Here is a 16,202-nt window from a genome sequence, read left to right as displayed (position 1 = left end):
GATGGGGACGGGGAGGGTGGTGGTGGCGTTCTGTTCGGCGAAGGTGTCGAGCTCGCGGGTGAGGCGACCCGTCGCCGTGCTGATCTTGCGGTGGGTCACGCGGCTTCCTCCAGTGTCTCGATCCAGCGCTCCAGCTCGGAGCGGCGGATGCGGACTGCGCCGTTCGGGAGCTTGATGGCTTTGGGGCCCTTCCGGAGCTGACGCCAGCGGTAGAACGTCGCTCGGGGACATCGATCTCGGCAAGCACTTGCGGAATGCTCAGCAAGGGGTCTCGCGCCTCGGCCACGGCCGGGCCTCCTTCTCTGCGTGGGTTTCGCGGCTCACGGGCCGGTTTCGCTGACAGAACTGACAGAACCGAGCATTCGGGCCGCTGACCTGTGGTTTCTGCCTAGGAAGCGGGCGTGACAAAGTCGCGAAAACTCCGACAGAACCTCCGTCGACAGGGTTCCGTCACCACCGGCCTTCAGGGCTGCCTTGGGTTCTGTCAGAGTTTCCGGAGTTTTTGTCACGGCAGCCGTATCGGCTGTTTATGCAGGTCAGCGGCCCGGTTCAGGTGTTGTGTCAGTTGTCGGTCCGACCAGAGTTCTGTCAGGCGCCTCGGGTGAGGCGGGGGTGGCGAGGGCTCGAAGTCCACGGTGCACGCCGCCTACAAAGCACTGGAAGCGGAAGGTCTCGCCACTTCCTCCCGCGGACACGGCACGGTGGTGCGTGAGCAGACCCCGTTGAAGCGTCTGGGCATCGCGCGCTACGACAAGGCGAAGTGGCGCGACGGGGACGAAGTCGCTTTCATCGCCGACCGCGTGGCGTCAGGACGCGCCTACCGTCGCAACGAGCAGACCCAGACGGTCAGCCGCGTCCCGGCACCGCCCAAGGTCGCCGAGATGCTGGGCGTTCCGGCCGGTGCCGAGGTCTATGCGCGGGCCCGCCTGGTGAAGGAAGGCGAGCAGCCGACCCACACGCTGACCAGCTACTACCGCCCGGAGCACGTAGAGGGGACACGACTCGTGGACCCGACTCCCGGCCCCGCCGGCAGGGGCGGCGGTTACAGGGTGCTGTACGACGCGGGATACGAGATCGACCACATGAAGGAAGCCCTCTTCGCGCGCGTCCCCACAGCTGAGGAGGTGAAGCTCCTGGAACTGCCTTCAGGTGAGCCGGTCATGGAGCTTCATCGGACGACGTACACGGCGGACGGCACGGTCGTCGAGTTTGCCGTCGGCGTCCACGCCGCTTCCCGCTTCGCGTGGGAGTACGACTTCAAGGTCCCTGACTCGGCACAGTCGAAGGACGACGCATGACTATGACGGACGCGGTCATGAAGGACGCCCAACTCCTTTGGGACTACCAGCTCATGGGGCACAGCCCGCGGCCCTGCTCCGTCGCCATCGGTCTGGGCAGTCACGACCTGGGCGTGGCCGACGTGACCGCCGAGCTGTACCGGCAGGGGATGGCACCCCTGATCGTCTTCACGGGAGCTACGAGCCGGACGACCCGCGACCAGATGCCACGCGGGGAGGCGGAGCACTACCGTGAGCGCGCCATCGAGCTGGGCGTTCCCAGTGACGCCATCCTCGTGGAACGCAAGGCGCGGAACACCGGCGAGAACATCCGCTTCTCACGCGCGCTGCTGGAGGAGCAAGGCGTCCGAGTGTCGTCCGTGCTGCTGGTGAGCAAGCCGTACGAGGAGCGTCGGGCCTACGCCACGGCGCGCAAGCTCTGGCCGGACGTCGAGTTCGTCAGTGCATCGGCGCCCATGACGATGGCCAACTACGCCGAGTCGATCGGCGACGCCCGCCTTGTCGTTGACATGCTGGTCGGATCGCTTCAGCGCCTGCTGATCTACCCCGCCCAGGGCTTCATGATCAGCCAAGAGGTCCCCCAGGACGTTCGGGATGCCTACGAGCGCTTGCGAGCCCAGGGATTCACGAGTCGGATCGTCCCTGAGGCCGCTCAGGCGGAGTGAGTAGAAACCTTCTCTACGGGTTCAAGGCTCGCTGCGCTCGCTGCCCGCATGGGTCCCAGCAGGCTTCATCAGCACAACAGGCGGCGACCACCAACGGGGCGAGACGGTGAAAGCCTTCGGGAGCACACCACTCTTGACGCATCGAGCGTCTGCGTTCACGGCCTCCTGAACTGCAAGCAGTCTGATGCAGAGATCAGAGGTGCCGCGCCAAGGCGCGGCGGCGCCGGCCGTGCGCCGGCACCGCTGCCCCTCCATGCCTTCGTCACCGGGGCCGCGGCGCCGTCACCCCGCCCGCGCCCACAAAGGGGCGAAAAACCAGGCCGGGGGTGGGGACGGTCGACTCCACGGCTTTACCCACCACCCCAGTTCGGGTCCCGCGTCGAGCAAGACCAGGGGCCACTCGAACACATTACGGGCAGAGGTGAAGCCTGCCCGAGTAGCCGGCAAGCGTACGGCCCCCTGATCCTGCTCGACCCCAAACCGGGCAGGACACCGGCCAAACCCGCTCCGCCGACCTCACGCACATCGCCCTTTCTGGGCCTTGGACACAGCGGCGAACCAACTAGCTAATACTCCAGCAGCGGTTCGTGTCCTGAGCTGCGTTTTCGGTAGTGGCCGTGGCGGGCGATGGCTTGACGGTGTCTTCTCCACGCCGACCATGTCAGTGCGTGGGTGACGGATCACGGTCGGCTCGCGGGTAGGGCAGGAGAGCGTCCAGAAGTTCGGTGTGCATCGGATCCTCGGGGTCAGGCCTCACGTGCCTTTCACCTGGTTGATCCTGGCCTGCACTATCTCGTGCAGTGCGGCCGGGTCCAAGGACACGAAGAGTTGCTCGGGCAGGTCGACGTCCACCTCGTGCGCCTCCTGGTCCGGTCCCGCGACGATCTGGGAGTACACCGGAATCACGACTTCCGGGCCTTCGCCTCCCGGCTGTGTGGCGGGCTGGTAGGAGAACTCCGGCGTCAGAGGATCGCCAGGCTCGACCACCTGCTTGGTGCCGACGACTGTCCCGTCCGGGTCCGTAATGACAGTAAGTCTCACTCTGGGCATCGCACTCACCCGCTGGTCAAGGTCGCGATCCGAATGTTGTAGGAGACCGTGCCGTTCGATCTGTTGGTCACCGTCATGGTGTACTTCCAATTCCTCAGGTCCAGGTGCGGAACCCCGCCGATGAATCGGATGGACCCCTCCCTGCCCTGGTCTGTGACATCGAGCCAGCCCAAGAACCTCGGCTCCGTCGCCAGCGTCCCATAGCACACGCCAACGTCGAAGAAATCCCCGAAGAAATAAGTCTCGATGAGCGTTCGCCCTGATGCGATGGTTGAAGGTGGGCCGATGTCCACGATGTTGACTGGCATCTCACGCCCTCCAAACAGGAGTCGCTGAGACGGTTGAATGCCACACGACATGTGACTGGACCTGCACTTTCATTGAACCTCAAGTGACCTCAAATTGCCCGTTCGAGCCATGATCCGACGGGTTCGCCGAACCGGTGCCTGGGTCACCCGGGTGTCGGAGACCAGGACGTGTCACCCTTGCAGGACCCAGGCCAGCTGGCTTGCGACGCCGCCCCCTCCCCGTGGGGGCTAGCACTACGGCAGTTGGATGAACGGCATCCCGGATTCGTAGACGAATTGCTTCCGCCAGAACTCGCGCGGCGTTGGGTCGGCGCCCCTCCTCGACGACAACGGCACCCTCGCCGTCGAACCCATCACCCTCAACCTGAGTCAACATCAAATCCTGAACATCCGACGGGATTCTCCCGCCTCACCCCTTAGCCTCCGACACCCCCCATTTCCAGCGGTAGTTCCGCCCAGTTCCTGGAGGCCCGTCACCGCGGGCATGCCACCGTCGAGAACCACATCCGGTGCGGCAAGACCACCGGATTCGGCCGCTTCCCCTCCCGCGACTTCAGCGTCAATGCCGTCTGGCTCGAACTACCAATGGTGCCCGCTGTCTATACGTACTTCGACGGCGCTGGCCGGCTCTTCTGCGTGGCTGCTGACGCCGCCCACGGTCCGCGCGTGACCCTGGACGGACTGGAGCTGACCGGCCAGATGCCGGAAGTACTCCAAGAGACGGTCCTGGACCTTCATTCCTCGGGTGCTCACAGCGTGTCGTACGGGCACCGGGGCAACCCGGGGATCAACGGCGTCGGCATGGTCCTGCGTGTCCAGGACACCGCAAACGGGGTGCTGACCCGGCCGGTGCTGGTGGGCCGCGACTGGGCCGAACGCTGCACCGACGACTGGGAAGGTCCCATTCCCGAGTGCGAGTGGCTGGGCCGTCAGTGGTGCGTGTACAACGGCTCGGACGTTTGGCCCCCGCCCGGATACGCGACGAACTGGCCCCCGGGGTGGACTCCTCCGTTCTAGAGGTCGTTTGTGCGGGATCGCAGCGGCTGAACGCCAAAGGCCCCCGGACAGGTCGGGGCTTTGGGGCTCGGCGGTGGGTCAGCCCTTGATCTCGCGGAGCAGGGTGCCGTTCTCGTCGCTCAGTTCCCGTACGTACGGGAGCCCGAAGTAGCCCAGGAGGCGGGCCAAGTCGTCGAGGCGCGTTGGGTCGATGACGCCGTTGAGCAGGATGGCCGGGCCGTCGATCGGATCGATCTCCATCTGGCACCAGCTTTTCTCCAGCTCGTAGCCGCACCAGGACGAAGAACGGGAACGCCATCCGGCTCCGACGAAGCGTGCGGCCACAGCCGAGGCGTCCCGGCAGCCGTGGAGAACTCCGCACACGTTGTTGCCCACCTCGAACCACTGGGGATCGAGTTTCAGACCTTCATCGGATATGTCCACGCCCGGAGTGTGCGGCAGCTGTCCGTTCACGGTCACTCGCGCAGGGCGAATCAGCAGCGCCTCCACGCTGTTGCCTGCTCCCTCGGCCGCCGGGAGCGGCCGAAGTGCATCTCGCGAACAGCTCCACGGTCGCGAGCGCCCCGGGAGCCGTCGGCGTACCGCTCCGGGTTGAACGTCCGGTTCGCTACCAGGTCCCCTCGGCGATCTCGTCGAAGATGATCGTCCATTCCGAGCGGGGGTCGGTGAAGGGGAGGGGGTCGAAGCTTTCGATCTCGGCGCGGGCCGAGTCGGCCAGGGCTTCCTCGTCGTCGGAGTCGTCACGGTCGGAGCAGTACTGCTGGAGGACGCAGAGGGCGCGGATCAGGGACTCCACGTCGCGGTGGATCAGGAGGTGGTCGCTCGTGCCCTCGGGGAAGGCGAACACCTGGCCGGAGTCCGGGTCGAGGGCGAGGAGGGAGTCCTGGAAGTAGCCCAGGACCAGCCATTTCTCGGCCTCCGGGGCGTACCGCCGGCCATGGCGGGTGAGGAACTCGCCGAGGAGGACGGGGTCGGCCTCGGGATCCTTGACGTCCATGCGGGAGAGGAACAGGTCGTCGTGCGGGAGGCCGACTTCGTGGAGGACCCGCAGGGAGCGGGGAAGGCGGGAGGGGTCCGTCCCCGCCTCGTAGGGGAAGAGGACGATCCCCTGGAGACCGAAGAGGCGGATGATGTCTTCCGAACCGACCGTGCGCTCCATGCGTCCGCTTTCACTTCCTCATCGGGTCTAACGACCGTGCTTCTTTTTCAGGTTCTGCACGTATTGCTCGTGCTGCTTGTTTCCTTCGTCCTTGTTTCCGCCCAGCTGGTCGTATTCGACCACGTGGGTCACCTTGAGCTCGGGGTTATGGGGGACGAAATGTTTGGCGAGCCAGGCGTCACAACGACTGTTCCGTTTCTGGCACGGCTCTCGTTCCGTGAACACCTCGCGTAGACCGGCCTGTTTCTCCTTGTGGATCAGCGAGTATCCTATGACACGCTCGGAGTGCATACCCCGGTCGCTGCGGCCGACGAGGATGATCTCCTTCTTCGTCTCCGGGTCGATGTACCTTCCCGCGGCATAATTGTGCTTCGACTCGTAGTCGTTGTTGGCGTAGCGCGCGAGCTGTGTGGCCTGCCCCAGGTCGTCCCCGTACGGGTCGACGGGCTTGGACCTCACCTTCGCGGTGTCCGTGTCGGAGACACCCATCTTCGCCTTCTCCGCACGGCTCTCGGGGCGCCAGACCTTGCCGTTGGGCTCCATCAACCCATGAATGCCCGAGGTGTCGTTCTTGTCGACCGGCCTGAGCGTGCCGTCCGGCATGAGCTGCTGGACGGTGCCGTCCTTGCTGAGGAGATACATGGGGACGGCGTCGTCATCGCCGTCGCCTTTGTCGCACGACTTGAACTTGTCCTTGTTCTTCTGCTCGTTCTCGTCGTTCGACCTCTTCGTCTTGTCGAGGCCATCGACGTTCTTCTCGATCTCCTTGTGCATCTTGACGGCGGTCGACTCGACCTTGTCCTCGGCCTTGTCTATCGCGGCCCCGAACTTCGCGAACCGGTCGTCCTTCTTGGTGACCAGACTTCGTTTGGCCCGCTTGTCTCCGAAGCCCTGCTTCTTCTCCTCGAAGCGCCCGTGCTCCTTGGCCAGCTGATCGATGGCGTCGGCGAACTCGGCGAACTCGATCCACAGGTCCTGGCCGAGGGCGTCGGAGCCCTCGGGCAGCAACGCCCCCTTCTCGTCTCGCCCTTCGGACGACATGGTGTCGTCGAAGAGCCCTTCGAGCTTCGTCAGGACCTCACCCTCGATCTTCTCCACCGCCAGGTCGATGAGCTGGGAGACGAGGAGGTCGATCGCCTCTCTCACAGCGATCTTGAGGGCGAGCGCGGCGCCCGCTCCGATGAGTGCGCTGAGGCCGCCGGTGAAGATGGCGCCGACGATGCCGCCGGTGACGGCGGCGGCCGCGGCGCCCAGGTCCGCGATGACCGCGACTTTGCAGGTGGTCACATAGCCGGCGCCGGTGTCCATCGCTCCTGCGAGCAGGTCCATGGCGTCGGCCAGGTGCTTCATGTCCTGGCCTGAGACCTTGCCCCAGCGCTGCTTGAACGCGTCGACGGCCAGGCCCTTGCTCCTGCCTGCCGTGACGTTACTGCAGGCCTTGTTGGCGTCCCGTATGGTGTCGCGGAGCTCTTCGGCGAACTCGCGGTACTCCCGGGCCGTCTCCTTGAGGTCGTCCTCGTCGATGTCCGGCCAGTCGATGCCGACCATCTCCATGATGTCCCGCAGATCCTCCGGGAGTTGGATCCCCACGCGGTGCCCCCTCGCCAACCTCACCGATTCGCATGAGCGATCGATTCTATCGGCTGGTTCGGCCCAATCAACCCCGGATTATGGTCCGTTGTGGGATGCGGGCAGCGCTCCGCGCTTCCATCAGGACGATCGCCTCGTCCATGCCGACGGCCAGCCGGCCGCCCGCACACCACAGGGCGCGAACGGGTGGGCCGGGGCGGAAGGCGATCCTGCGGCCCGAGTCGAGCGCCGTGTGCTCCACGTGTCCGTCCGCCCAGGCGACCGCCAGGGCGTCCGGTTCCGGTCCGCTGCTCAACGCGCTTACGGGAACGGTCCGTTCGCGCACGGCGTCGGCAAGGGGCTCCGCACTGGGACCCCAGGCGCGGACACGTCCGTCCTGACCGCCGGAGTGGAGAAGCGTCGGTCCGTCCGCCCCCAGAGCGTGGGCGGTGAGCGCCTGTACCGGCCCGTCGTGGAGGGTGCGGGACACGGGGCCCGATGTCGCGTTGTCCCGGGTGAGTACGTGTACCCGTCCCCGGGCGTCGCCGAAGGCGACACCGTCCGGCAGGGCCGTCGCGACCGTGAGCTCCGTCTCCGCGGAGAGGTCGGCGGCCGCGGAGAGCATCGCCGCGCGCAGGGCCTCCCAGGGGTCCGGCTCGGGGGCGACGAGGGAGCCGAGGCCCGTGACGGCGGGCTTCGCCCGGTGTACGAGGCCGATGCCGCCCCAGTCGTCGAGGACGGCCACCGTTCCCTCGGGCAGACAGAAGACTGACCGGGCGGGCCGGCGCTCCCCTCCCGGCAGGCGGCCGCGCACGCTTCCGTCACCGCTGTCGAGAACGTGCACCTCGCCGAGGTGGTCGGCGCTGAGGACCGTTCCCGCGAGCTCCCCTCGCCCCGGGGCGAGCGCCGCCACGGGCCCGGCCCAGCGGGTCGTGGCCTCCCGCGAGCGCACCGCGATCACCCGCCACGGTTCCGGGTCCGCCACGGCCGCGAGCCGCTGACGCAGCACGGGGTCCGCCGAGTCGTCGAGTGCGGCGAGCAGGGTGAGGGCCCGGGCCGAGGGCGTGGCGGCCACGCACAGGGCCTGACCCGCACGCAGCCAGGCGCGTCTCAGGTCGCCGGCCGGCTCACCGGTTCGCTCGTCCTGTTCGAGAGCGGCCGTCACGGCATACGGGTCCGCCTCCAGCATCGCGTCGACGGTGGAGGCCGATACGGGCGGGACGCGCGGAGCCGGTACGTGACCGACGACGCGGCCGGGAACCGGGTATGCGTCGGCCGGGGCCGCCGAGCGCCCGGGAACCGCCGTGGCGGCCCACGCCCGGAATCCATCCGGGTCGGTCCACTGGGACTCGGCCAGGTCCATCACTGCGGAGTCGGGACGGGCATCGAGCAGGAGCGCCGTACAGGGCTCTGCCGTACGGGACTCGATGATCAGCTTGACGTGCGAGAGCCGCGCGATCGGCAGCAGGAGCTGGTCGAGCAGTGCGTCGGGGGCTGCCGCTTCGTGGAGGTCCGAGACGACCAGGACCGTCGGTCGCGTGTCCCGGGCGAGGATGTTCAGGAGCTCGGCCGGTGCGCGCGCGACCGCGCCGAGGTCGTCGGCGAGGAGCCAGGCCGCTCCGCGCACGCTCACGCCGCCGGCCAGGGGAGCGACCGCGTGGACACGCCACCGGCTGCCCGCGGACGCCGACGCCTCGCCGTGGTTCACCAGCCACGCCAGCAAATGCGACTTCCCGGCCCCCGTCGGCCCCGTCAGGACGCACACGCGCGGGGCGCGCGGGTCCGTGAGCCAGGCGAGCAGTGCCGAGGCCGCCGGTTCGCGGCCGGCTCCCGGCCTGGGCAGGCGTATCTTCCCCGGATCCGTCATTCCGTTTTCCCCCGGACCGTCATTCCGCTCCCCTCACCGGGGCTGCCTCGTCGGGACCGCCGTCACCCGTCACCCCGGGCGCCTCGGGCGGCGTGCACAATCAACTGCCTGAACCCGTCCTCTCGGGAGGCCGCCGTCTCGCCGTACGGGAAGCTGTGGGTGAACCGCGCACGGGGGAAGAGCTCGTTCATCCACATCGCGCAGTAGTGCCCCGGCATGACGCACGGCTCCAACTCGCAGTACACGCGCGTGATCTGCTCCGGCGCGATCCCGGAGGCGGAGAGCCGCTGCCACAGGCGCTCCTCCGGGTGGAGGCGGCCGGGGCCGGTGCTCTCGGTCACGATCTCCTTCTGTCCGCCGGCGGTGACGAACTCGAAGGAGGCGGAGAAGGGGAAGTTGAGGGTGTGGCGCACGTCGTCCAGGACGCGGGGCCACCAGTTCTCGCGCTCGGCGAAGGCGGGGCCGTCGAGCTGTTTCATCTCCTCCGCGAGCCGGCGGAAGACCGCGACGGCCTCCTCCATCCCGTCGGCGGCCGCGATGCGCGGCAGCGCCTGGTCGAGAAGGGCCAGCGCATGGATGAACTGCGCCACGCTGCTGCTGACGTACAGGTCGTCGATGGCCTCGGAAAGTACGACCGCCTGGATCGCGCCGTCGGGCCGTATACAGAGCTGCGCGTGCTTGTCGTCGCCCAGCCGCAGCCAGCGTTCCAGCTCACGAGGGGGCGCGGGAAGGCGGTGTCGTGCGGCGTACGCCCCCAGCCGGGGGGTGTCCTCGGCCGTGGTGGCCGTGAAGTACGGGCCGACGCCCACGGGCACTCCGATGTCCGCGAGGAGGCGGACGTCCTCTGCGTGGAGTCTCGCCTCATGGAGCGCCGCGGCGGGGAAGCGGCGCAGGCCGTCCGCCCCGAACTGGCTGGTGATCGCCTCGTCGCCCGTCACATTCGCTCCTCAACACCGCCGCTCCACCTGGCGAGTGACGAGTCTAACGAGAGGCCCTCGAGGGTTCCGGGCCCGCTCCCGGAGGCCGCCGCCTCGGCGTTCCCGGTCCGCTTCCCGGGGCCGCCACGCCGGAGACCGGCTCCCCGGGGGGCCGCCTCGGTGTGGCGGTCCCCCGGGGGTGCCCAGTGCCCGGCTACTTCACGTTGATCGCGGTCCAGGCCGCGGCGACCGCCGTGTGCTCCGGGCTGCCGGCGCCGTAGAGGTCGGTCGTCGCCTGGAGGGTCGCCGTGCGGGCGCCCGCGTAGTCCGTGGACGAGGTCATGTAGGTGGACAGTGCCTTGTACCAGATCTTGTACGCCTTGACCCGGCCGATGCCCGTCACCGTCGAGCCGTCGAAGGTCGGCGAGTCGTAGCTGACGCCGTTGATCGTCTTGGCGCCGCTGCCCTCGGAGAGCAGGTAGAAGAAGTGGTTCGCCGGTCCTGAGGAGTAGTGGACGTCGAGGCGGCCCAGGTTGCGGTCCCAGTAGTCGCGGGAGTTGCCGTCGCGGCTCGGCTTGTCCATGTAGCGCAGCGGGGTGCCGTTGCCGCGGATGTCGATCTTCTCGCCGATGAGGTAGTCGCCCGCGTCCGAGGCGTTGGCCGCGAAGAACTCGACGGAGGTGCCGAGGATGTCGGAGGTCGCCTCGTTCAGGCCGCCGGACTCCCGGCTGTAGCGCAGACCCGCGGTCGCCGAGGTCAGGCCGTGGGTCATCTCGTGGCCGGCCACGTCGATGGAGGTGAGCGGCTTGGCGTTGCCCGCGCCGTCGCCGTACGTCATGCAGAAGCACTGGTCGGACCAGAAGGCGTTGACGTACGCGTTGCCGTAGTGGACGCGGGATACGGCGGCGACGCCGTCGCCGCGGATGCCGTTGCGGCCGAGTTCGTTCTTGTAGAAGTCCCAGGTGACGGCAGCGCCGTAGTGGGCGTCGACGGCGGCGGTCTGGCGGTTGGCCGGCGTGCCGTCGCCCCAGACGTCGTCGGCGTCGGTGAAGAGGGTGCCGGTGCCGCTGGTGGCGCCGTTCAGGTCGTACGTCTTGTGGCCGCCGCGCGCGGTGTCGGTCAGCGTGTACGACGGGGCGGTGCCGAGGGTGACGTCGCCGGCGTACTGGCTGTGGCCCGAGCCGGTCTCGATGGCCTCGTAGGCGTACAGCTCCTTGCCGTTGGTCGCGTCGGTGATGACGTGCCGTTCGCTCGGGGTGCCGTCGGCCTGGACGCCGGTGACGACGGTCTCCCAGGCGAGGGTGGGCTTGCCGGTCGCCGCCCAGATCACCTTGCGGGCGGAGGACGGGGTCGCGGACTTCGCGTCGGAGGCGGCGACGGCCGACTTCTTCGCCGTCGCGGCCGAGACCGCCTCGGTCGTGCCGGGCACGGATATCCGGGCTCCGGTCGCCTTGGTCGTGGAGCGGGCGCCGTTCGTCTTCTGGTGCACGACGAGGTCGCCGCCGAGGACGGGGAGGCCCTCGTACGTGCGCTCGTACCGGGTGTGGACGGTGCCGTCGGCGTCCTTGACGACGTCCCGGACGACGAGCTTCTCCTGCCCGGACAGGCCGATGGCCCGCGCGGTGGTGGCGGCCTCGGCCTGGGCGCTCTTGATCGCGGTGGTGCGCTCGGCCGCGGTGAGGACGAGCGCGGTGGCGCCGCTCTCGCGGTCGGCCGCGGCGCCGGCCGTGCCGCCCTGGAGGCCGACGACGAGCATCGCGGCCGAGGCGATCAGGGCGGCGGCCCGCACGGTGGTGCGGCGGCCGGTGGTGTGCGAGGCGGTGCGGTGGTGCGAGGACTGCAGGCGGGTCACGCGGGCTCCTTCGCTGAAGCTGTGGGGGGTGGCGCGGCTGCGAGCGTGCCAGCGAAAGAGCCTTTTTGACAGGTCTGCAACAAGGATTTGACCATCAGTTGTCCGGAGGACAGCCAGACGCGTCCGTTATGCGATACATGACGGATGCGAGGATGACCGCATGGGATCGCTTCTTTACGTCACCGACCTCGGGTACCAGGCGCGCGGTCGTCGCTACTGCGACGAGGACATCTGGCTCTCCGGGCGCCTGCGCGAGGAGTTCGACGTCGCCCTGTGCCACCCCCTGGACGCGGCCGCGCTCATGGACCGCTTCGACGCCGTCGTCGTACGCAACAGCGGTCCCGTCATCCACTACCAGGAGGCGTACGACACCTTCCGCGCCGCCGCCCTCGCCGCCGGGACCCGGATGTTCAACTCCCTTACGGGCAAAGGGGACATGGCCGGGAAGGAGTACCTCCTCCACCTGTCGAGGGAGGGGTTTCCGGTCATTCCCACGGCAGGGCGGCGCGAGGAGTTCGGGCGGCTGCCGGAAGCCGACGAGTACGTCGTCAAGCCGATGCTCGGCGCCGACTCGGTCGGCCTGCGCTTCGTCGAGAAGGCGCGGCTCACGGACGTCGACCCGGCCGGCATGCTCGTACAGCCGCGCATCCCGTTCGCGTACGAGGTGTCGTTCTACTACGTCGGGCGGAGCTTCCAGTACGCGCTCTACGCTCCGGACCCCGACGCCCGCTGGGTGCTCGAGCCGTACGAACCGACCACCGAGGACCTGGAGTTCGCCCAGCGGTTCGTGGACTGGAACGACCTCGCGTACGGCATCCAGCGCGTCGACGCCTGCCGGGCGCCGGGCGGGGAGCTGCTGCTCGTCGAGCTGGAGGACCTCAATCCCTATCTCTCGCTCGACCTGGTCGGGGAGCCGGAGCGGGAGCGGTTCGTGACGGCTGTGGCCGCTTCACTGCGCGAGTTGACGGGCGAGCGGTAAGCGGGAGCGCAGGCGGGGGCGGTACGGGAAGCGTTGGCGGGGGCAGTGCGGGAGGGGCGTGGGCGGGCCTTCTACGCCGTGCGCTTGCGAGGGGTGGCCTTCTTCGCCTGGGTCTTCTTGCCCGCGGTCTTCTTCGTCGTCGCCGTGCTCTTGGTCTCCGTCGTCTTCTTCGCCGCCGTCTTCTTCGCCGTCGACTTCCGTGCGGGCTCCGCCGTCTTCTTCGCCGCCGTCCTGGCCGTGGACTTCTTCGCCTCCGTCTCCTTCGGCGTGCCCCGCGCCGCCGCCTTCTTGCGCGTCTTGAGCTCCGTCACGGAGGCGGCCTCCGGCGGCGCCTCCCCGCGGGCCTCCTTCGCCGCGCGGACGCTGCTCTCCAGCGCCGCCATCAGGTCGATGACCCTGCCGCCGCCCTCCGCCGCCGGCTCCGGGGGCGCCACCGCCTCGCCGCCCTCCGCCTTCGCGGCGATCATCTCCTCGACCGCCTCCCGGTAGTCGTCGTGCAGGGTGCTGATGTCGACCTCGCCGAGGGTGGCCATCAGAGCGTCGGCGAGGTCGAGTTCGGCCTCCCGTACCGAGACGGGCGTCTCCGGCGCCACGCCCTCCGTGGCGCGGATCTCGTCCGGCCACAGCAGCCCGTGCATGGCGATGACATCGTCCACGACCCGGAGCATCCCGAGCCGCTCCCGCCCCCGCAGGGCGTACTTCGCCACCGCCACCTTGTCGCTGCGCTTGAGCGCCTCGCGCAGCAGGGTGTACGGCTTGGCGGCCGGCACGCCGTTCGCCGAGAGGTAGTACGCGGCGTCCATCTGGAGCGGGTCGATCTCGCTCGCCGGCACGAAGGAGACGATCTCGATCGTCTTCGCCGTCGGCAGCGGCAGGGACGCCAGATCCTCGTCCGTGATCGGGATCATGGTCCCGTCGGCGTCCTCGTACGCCTTGCCGATCTCCGCCTGGGAGACCTCCTCGCCGTCCAGCTCGCACACCTTGCGGTAGCGGATGCGGCCGCCGTCCTCGGTGTGGATCTGGCGGAAGGACACGGACCGGCTCTCGGTGGCGTTCACGAGCTTGATCGGGATGCTGACCAGGCCGAAGGAGATAGCGCCGTTCCAAATGGATCGCACGTTTCATCCCTTTCGTGTGGCTTTGCACGGCTATGCCGGATTCGTGGGATTCTCATCGTATGACGCCGATCACAGAGGTGGAGGGGCGGCGCCTGGCGCTCAGCAATCTCGACAAGGTCCTCCACCCGCTCACGGGCACCACCAAGGGCGAGCTGCTGCACTACTACGCCACCGTCGCGGACGCCCTCCTCCCCCATCTGCGCGACCGGCCGGTGTCCTTCCTGCGCTATCCGGACGGTCCGGACGGACAGCTCTTCTTCACCAAGAACCCACCCCCCGGCACGCCCGCCTGGGTGAACACCACGCCCGTGCCCCGCTCCGAGGACCCCGGCGCCCGCCAGGTCGTCGTGCAGGACCTGCCCTCGCTGATGTGGGCGGCGAACCTCGTCGTGGAGTTCCACACGCCCCAGTGGCGGACCGACACCCCGGCCGTCGCCGACCGGATCGTCTTCGACCTCGACCCCGGGCCGCCCGCGACCGTCGTGGAGTGCTGCCGGGTCGCGCTCTGGCTGCGCGAACAGCTCGCCGCCGACGGCCTGGAGACGTTCGCCAAGACCTCCGGGGCCAAGGGCCTCCATCTGCTGGTACCGCTGGAGCCGACCCCGTCCGAGCAGGTATCGGCGTACGCGAAACAGCTCGCCGTCCGGGCCGAGGCGGACCACCCCGCGCTGGTCGTGCACAGGATGGCCCGTGCGCTGCGGCCCGGGAAGGTCTTCGTCGACCACAGCCAGAACGCCGCCGCCAAGACGACGGCCACGCCGTACACCCTGCGCGCCCGGCCACGGCCGACCGTCTCCGCGCCGGTGACCTGGGAGGAGGTCGAGGGGTGCGAGGACCCCGGGCAGCTCGTGCTTCTGATGGACGACATCGCGCCACGTCTGGAGCGGTACGGGGAGCTGCTGGAGCCGCTCTTCGACCCGGACCGGGCCGGGGTCCTGCCCTGAGGGCGGCTGAACGCGAGGGCGGCCCGGGTGGGGCCGGGGTCCTGCCCTGAGGGCGGGGGCCTGAGGGGGCTGAGCCCCGGGCCGGCCGGGGTGGGGCTGGGGTCCTGCGCTGAGGGCGGGAACTGGGGGCGGCCGGGCCGAGGGCGGCCCGGTTGCCCGGTCCGCGCCCCGGCTCCCTTGCCGCCGCCTCACTCCACCTCCGCGGCGGACTCCTCCGGTGTCAGGTCCGGGCGCAGGCGCAACCACGACGGCTGACGCAGCAGCCCCGCCCGGGTACGGACGGCGTACCGGACCTCGCCCACCAGGCGCGGCAGGACCCAGTGCGCTCGGGCCACCGGAGGCAGCTCCGAGAAAGGGCACTCGTGGATCTCGGCGGCGTACAGCAGCCGGGCCAGCTCGGCGCGCTCCGATTCGCTCCACCCGGTGCCGACGCTGCCGACGTAGCGCAGTCCGCCGGCGTGGCGCTGGCCCATGAGAACCGAGCCGGGCAGGCCGGACAGCCGTCCACCGCCGGGCAGCCAGCCGCCGATGACGATGTCCGCGGTACGCATGTTGCGGATCTTGATCCAGTGCCGCGACCGAGCCCCCGGCTCGTAACGGGAGGTGATCCGCTTGCAGATCAGGCCCTCCAGACCGTGCTCGCGGGTCGCCCGGAGCGCGGCCTCGCCATGGCCCACCAGCGCGCCCGGCGTCGACCAGGCCGGACCGACCAGGGACAGCGCTTCGAGCTCCTGGCGCCGTTCCGCCCAGGGCCTGCCGGTCAGCAGCCGGCCGTCCAGGAACACCACGTCGAACAGGACCGCGTGCACCGGTTCACGGGCGGCCAGCCGGCTCGCCCGCGCGGGTGAGCCCGCCAGGCCCATCCGGGGCTGCAGCCGGGCGAAGTCGCTGCGCCCGTCCTCGTCGAGCATCACGATCTCCCCGTCGAGGACCGCCGTACGCCCCAGGGGCAGCGCCCGGCCCAGCGGCCGGAGTTCCGGATAGGCGGCGGAGACGTCCTCGCCGGAGCGCGAGCGCACCACCAGCGTTCCGTCCCCGGAGAGGTAGAAGATCGCCCGCTGGCCGTCCTGCTTCGTCTCGAAGGCCCACTCGGCGTGCTGCCCGGTGGGCGGCAGCGCGCCGGCCGTGGCGAGCATCGGCGGGATACGAGGAAGGTCCACGGGTCAGGACTGACCCGTGGCGCGTGCCGCTACTCCCGATCCCGGCCGATTCAGCCTTCGGACACATTCCGCCGGGCACGGACCGGGATCGCGGTCGCCCGGTCGGGTTCGAGCGGCGCTTCGCGGGTTCGGAGCCGTACGTCGCGGGTTCGAGCCGTACTTCGTGGGTTCGAGCGGTACTTCGCGGGCGCGCGCATCCCCGCCGCGCGGCCCGTGCGCGCGGCGAGCGCCGCGTGAACTCCCCCCGGGCGCCGCGTGTGGCGCAAAGCGTGCGCCCCGTGCGGCGTTCGCCGGTCGCG

14 protein-coding genes and 2 pseudogenes are annotated in these 16,202 nt (G+C 69.3%); 5 read left to right on the top strand and 11 right to left on the bottom strand.

Annotation, left to right across the window (positions count from 1 at the left end; translation table 11 throughout):
- Positions 1 to 95 precede the first annotated feature (95 nt).
- A pseudogene (locus tag ABZY12_RS32285) lies at positions 96 to 286 on the bottom strand (helix-turn-helix domain-containing protein).
- Positions 287 to 614: 328 nt separating this feature from the next.
- Between ABZY12_RS32285 and ABZY12_RS32280 the strand changes: the two are divergent.
- Positions 615 to 1,298: pseudogene (locus ABZY12_RS32280) on the top strand (GntR family transcriptional regulator); the annotation flags it as partial.
- A gap of 2 nt (positions 1,299 to 1,300) precedes the next feature.
- The gene (locus ABZY12_RS32275) at positions 1,301 to 1,963 is read left to right on the top strand and encodes a YdcF family protein (RefSeq protein ID WP_356896649.1); all 663 of its coding nucleotides are present in this window, start codon (positions 1,301 to 1,303) and stop codon (positions 1,961 to 1,963) included.
- 753 nt (positions 1,964 to 2,716) lie between these two features.
- Here ABZY12_RS32275 and ABZY12_RS32270 read toward each other — a convergent pair.
- Together ABZY12_RS32270 and ABZY12_RS32265 are read right to left on the bottom strand one after the other, a co-directional pair.
- Entirely contained in the window at positions 2,717 to 3,004 is a 288-nt protein-coding gene (locus ABZY12_RS32270; RefSeq protein WP_356896645.1) for a hypothetical protein, read from the bottom strand.
- A 14-nt stretch (positions 3,005 to 3,018) separates the two neighbouring features.
- On the bottom strand, positions 3,019 to 3,321 hold the full coding sequence (locus ABZY12_RS32265; protein ID WP_356896643.1) for a hypothetical protein: 303 nt from the start codon (positions 3,319 to 3,321) through the stop codon (positions 3,019 to 3,021).
- Between the two features lie 666 nt (positions 3,322 to 3,987).
- On the opposite strand from ABZY12_RS32265, the gene ABZY12_RS32260 reads away from it, so the two are divergent.
- A complete protein-coding gene (locus tag ABZY12_RS32260; RefSeq protein WP_356896641.1) occupies positions 3,988 to 4,338 on the top strand; it encodes a hypothetical protein in 351 nt (116 codons plus the stop codon).
- Between the two features lie 78 nt (positions 4,339 to 4,416).
- Here the strand turns inward: ABZY12_RS32260 and ABZY12_RS32255 are convergent, their stop codons facing one another.
- From ABZY12_RS32255 to ABZY12_RS32230, 6 genes are all read right to left on the bottom strand, one after another.
- Positions 4,417 to 4,761, bottom strand: a complete 345-nt coding sequence (locus tag ABZY12_RS32255; RefSeq protein WP_356896639.1) for a hypothetical protein — start codon at positions 4,759 to 4,761, stop codon at positions 4,417 to 4,419.
- Positions 4,762 to 4,945: 184 nt separating this feature from the next.
- Positions 4,946 to 5,497, bottom strand: a complete 552-nt coding sequence (locus ABZY12_RS32250) for an SUKH-4 family immunity protein (protein ID WP_356896637.1) — start codon at positions 5,495 to 5,497, stop codon at positions 4,946 to 4,948.
- Positions 5,498 to 5,524: 27 nt separating this feature from the next.
- Positions 5,525 to 7,087 carry a nucleic acid/nucleotide deaminase domain-containing protein gene (locus ABZY12_RS32245; RefSeq protein WP_356896635.1) on the bottom strand — a complete coding sequence of 521 codons (1,563 nt, stop codon included), beginning with the start codon at positions 7,085 to 7,087 and terminating at the stop codon, positions 5,525 to 5,527.
- A 67-nt stretch (positions 7,088 to 7,154) separates the two neighbouring features.
- A complete protein-coding gene (locus ABZY12_RS32240; protein ID WP_356896633.1) occupies positions 7,155 to 8,933 on the bottom strand; it encodes a hypothetical protein in 1,779 nt (592 codons plus the stop codon).
- 62 nt (positions 8,934 to 8,995) lie between these two features.
- A complete protein-coding gene (locus tag ABZY12_RS32235; RefSeq protein ID WP_356896631.1) occupies positions 8,996 to 9,871 on the bottom strand; it encodes an SUKH-4 family immunity protein in 876 nt (291 codons plus the stop codon).
- Between the two features lie 193 nt (positions 9,872 to 10,064).
- Entirely contained in the window at positions 10,065 to 11,606 is a 1,542-nt protein-coding gene (locus ABZY12_RS32230; RefSeq protein WP_356896647.1) for a M4 family metallopeptidase, read from the bottom strand.
- A 256-nt stretch (positions 11,607 to 11,862) separates the two neighbouring features.
- On the opposite strand from ABZY12_RS32230, the gene ABZY12_RS32225 reads away from it, so the two are divergent.
- Complete coding sequence (locus ABZY12_RS32225) at positions 11,863 to 12,681, top strand: hypothetical protein (RefSeq protein ID WP_356896629.1); 819 nt, start codon at positions 11,863 to 11,865, stop codon at positions 12,679 to 12,681.
- 71 nt (positions 12,682 to 12,752) lie between these two features.
- Here the strand turns inward: ABZY12_RS32225 and ABZY12_RS32220 are convergent, their stop codons facing one another.
- The gene (locus tag ABZY12_RS32220) at positions 12,753 to 13,799 is read right to left on the bottom strand and encodes a Ku protein (protein WP_356896627.1); all 1,047 of its coding nucleotides are present in this window, start codon (positions 13,797 to 13,799) and stop codon (positions 12,753 to 12,755) included.
- A gap of 59 nt (positions 13,800 to 13,858) precedes the next feature.
- Here ABZY12_RS32220 and ligD point away from each other — a divergent pair, with 59 nt between their 5' ends.
- Positions 13,859 to 14,743, top strand: a complete 885-nt coding sequence (gene ligD, locus ABZY12_RS32215; RefSeq protein ID WP_356896625.1) for a non-homologous end-joining DNA ligase — start codon at positions 13,859 to 13,861, stop codon at positions 14,741 to 14,743.
- 188 nt (positions 14,744 to 14,931) lie between these two features.
- Here ligD and ABZY12_RS32210 read toward each other — a convergent pair whose 3' ends face one another.
- Positions 14,932 to 15,903 carry an ATP-dependent DNA ligase gene (locus tag ABZY12_RS32210; RefSeq protein WP_356896623.1) on the bottom strand — a complete coding sequence of 324 codons (972 nt, stop codon included), beginning with the start codon at positions 15,901 to 15,903 and terminating at the stop codon, positions 14,932 to 14,934.
- Positions 15,904 to 16,202: the final 299 nt, after the last annotated feature.

This window comes from Streptomyces sp. NPDC006551, assembly GCF_040611675.1.
Lineage (GTDB): Bacteria > Actinomycetota > Actinomycetes > Streptomycetales > Streptomycetaceae > Streptomyces.
Note: the sequence above shows the minus strand (reverse complement) of the source record. Positions and strands in the feature narration are given on the sequence as shown.

Coding starts and splice junctions, on each gene's coding strand:
- ABZY12_RS32275 (WP_356896649.1), top strand. CDS start 1,301: ATGACGGACGCGGTCATGAAGGACGCCCAACTCCTTTGGGACTACCAG.
- ligD (WP_356896625.1), top strand. CDS start 13,859: ATGACGCCGATCACAGAGGTGGAGGGGCGGCGCCTGGCGCTCAGCAAT.
- ABZY12_RS32250 (WP_356896637.1), bottom strand. CDS start 5,497: ATGGAGCGCACGGTCGGTTCGGAAGACATCATCCGCCTCTTCGGTCTC.
- ABZY12_RS32225 (WP_356896629.1), top strand. CDS start 11,863: ATGGGATCGCTTCTTTACGTCACCGACCTCGGGTACCAGGCGCGCGGT.
- ABZY12_RS32230 (WP_356896647.1), bottom strand. CDS start 11,606: ATGCTCGTCGTCGGCCTCCAGGGCGGCACGGCCGGCGCCGCGGCCGAC.
- ABZY12_RS32240 (WP_356896633.1), bottom strand. CDS start 8,933: ATGACGGATCCGGGGAAGATACGCCTGCCCAGGCCGGGAGCCGGCCGC.
- ABZY12_RS32265 (WP_356896643.1), bottom strand. CDS start 3,321: ATGCCAGTCAACATCGTGGACATCGGCCCACCTTCAACCATCGCATCA.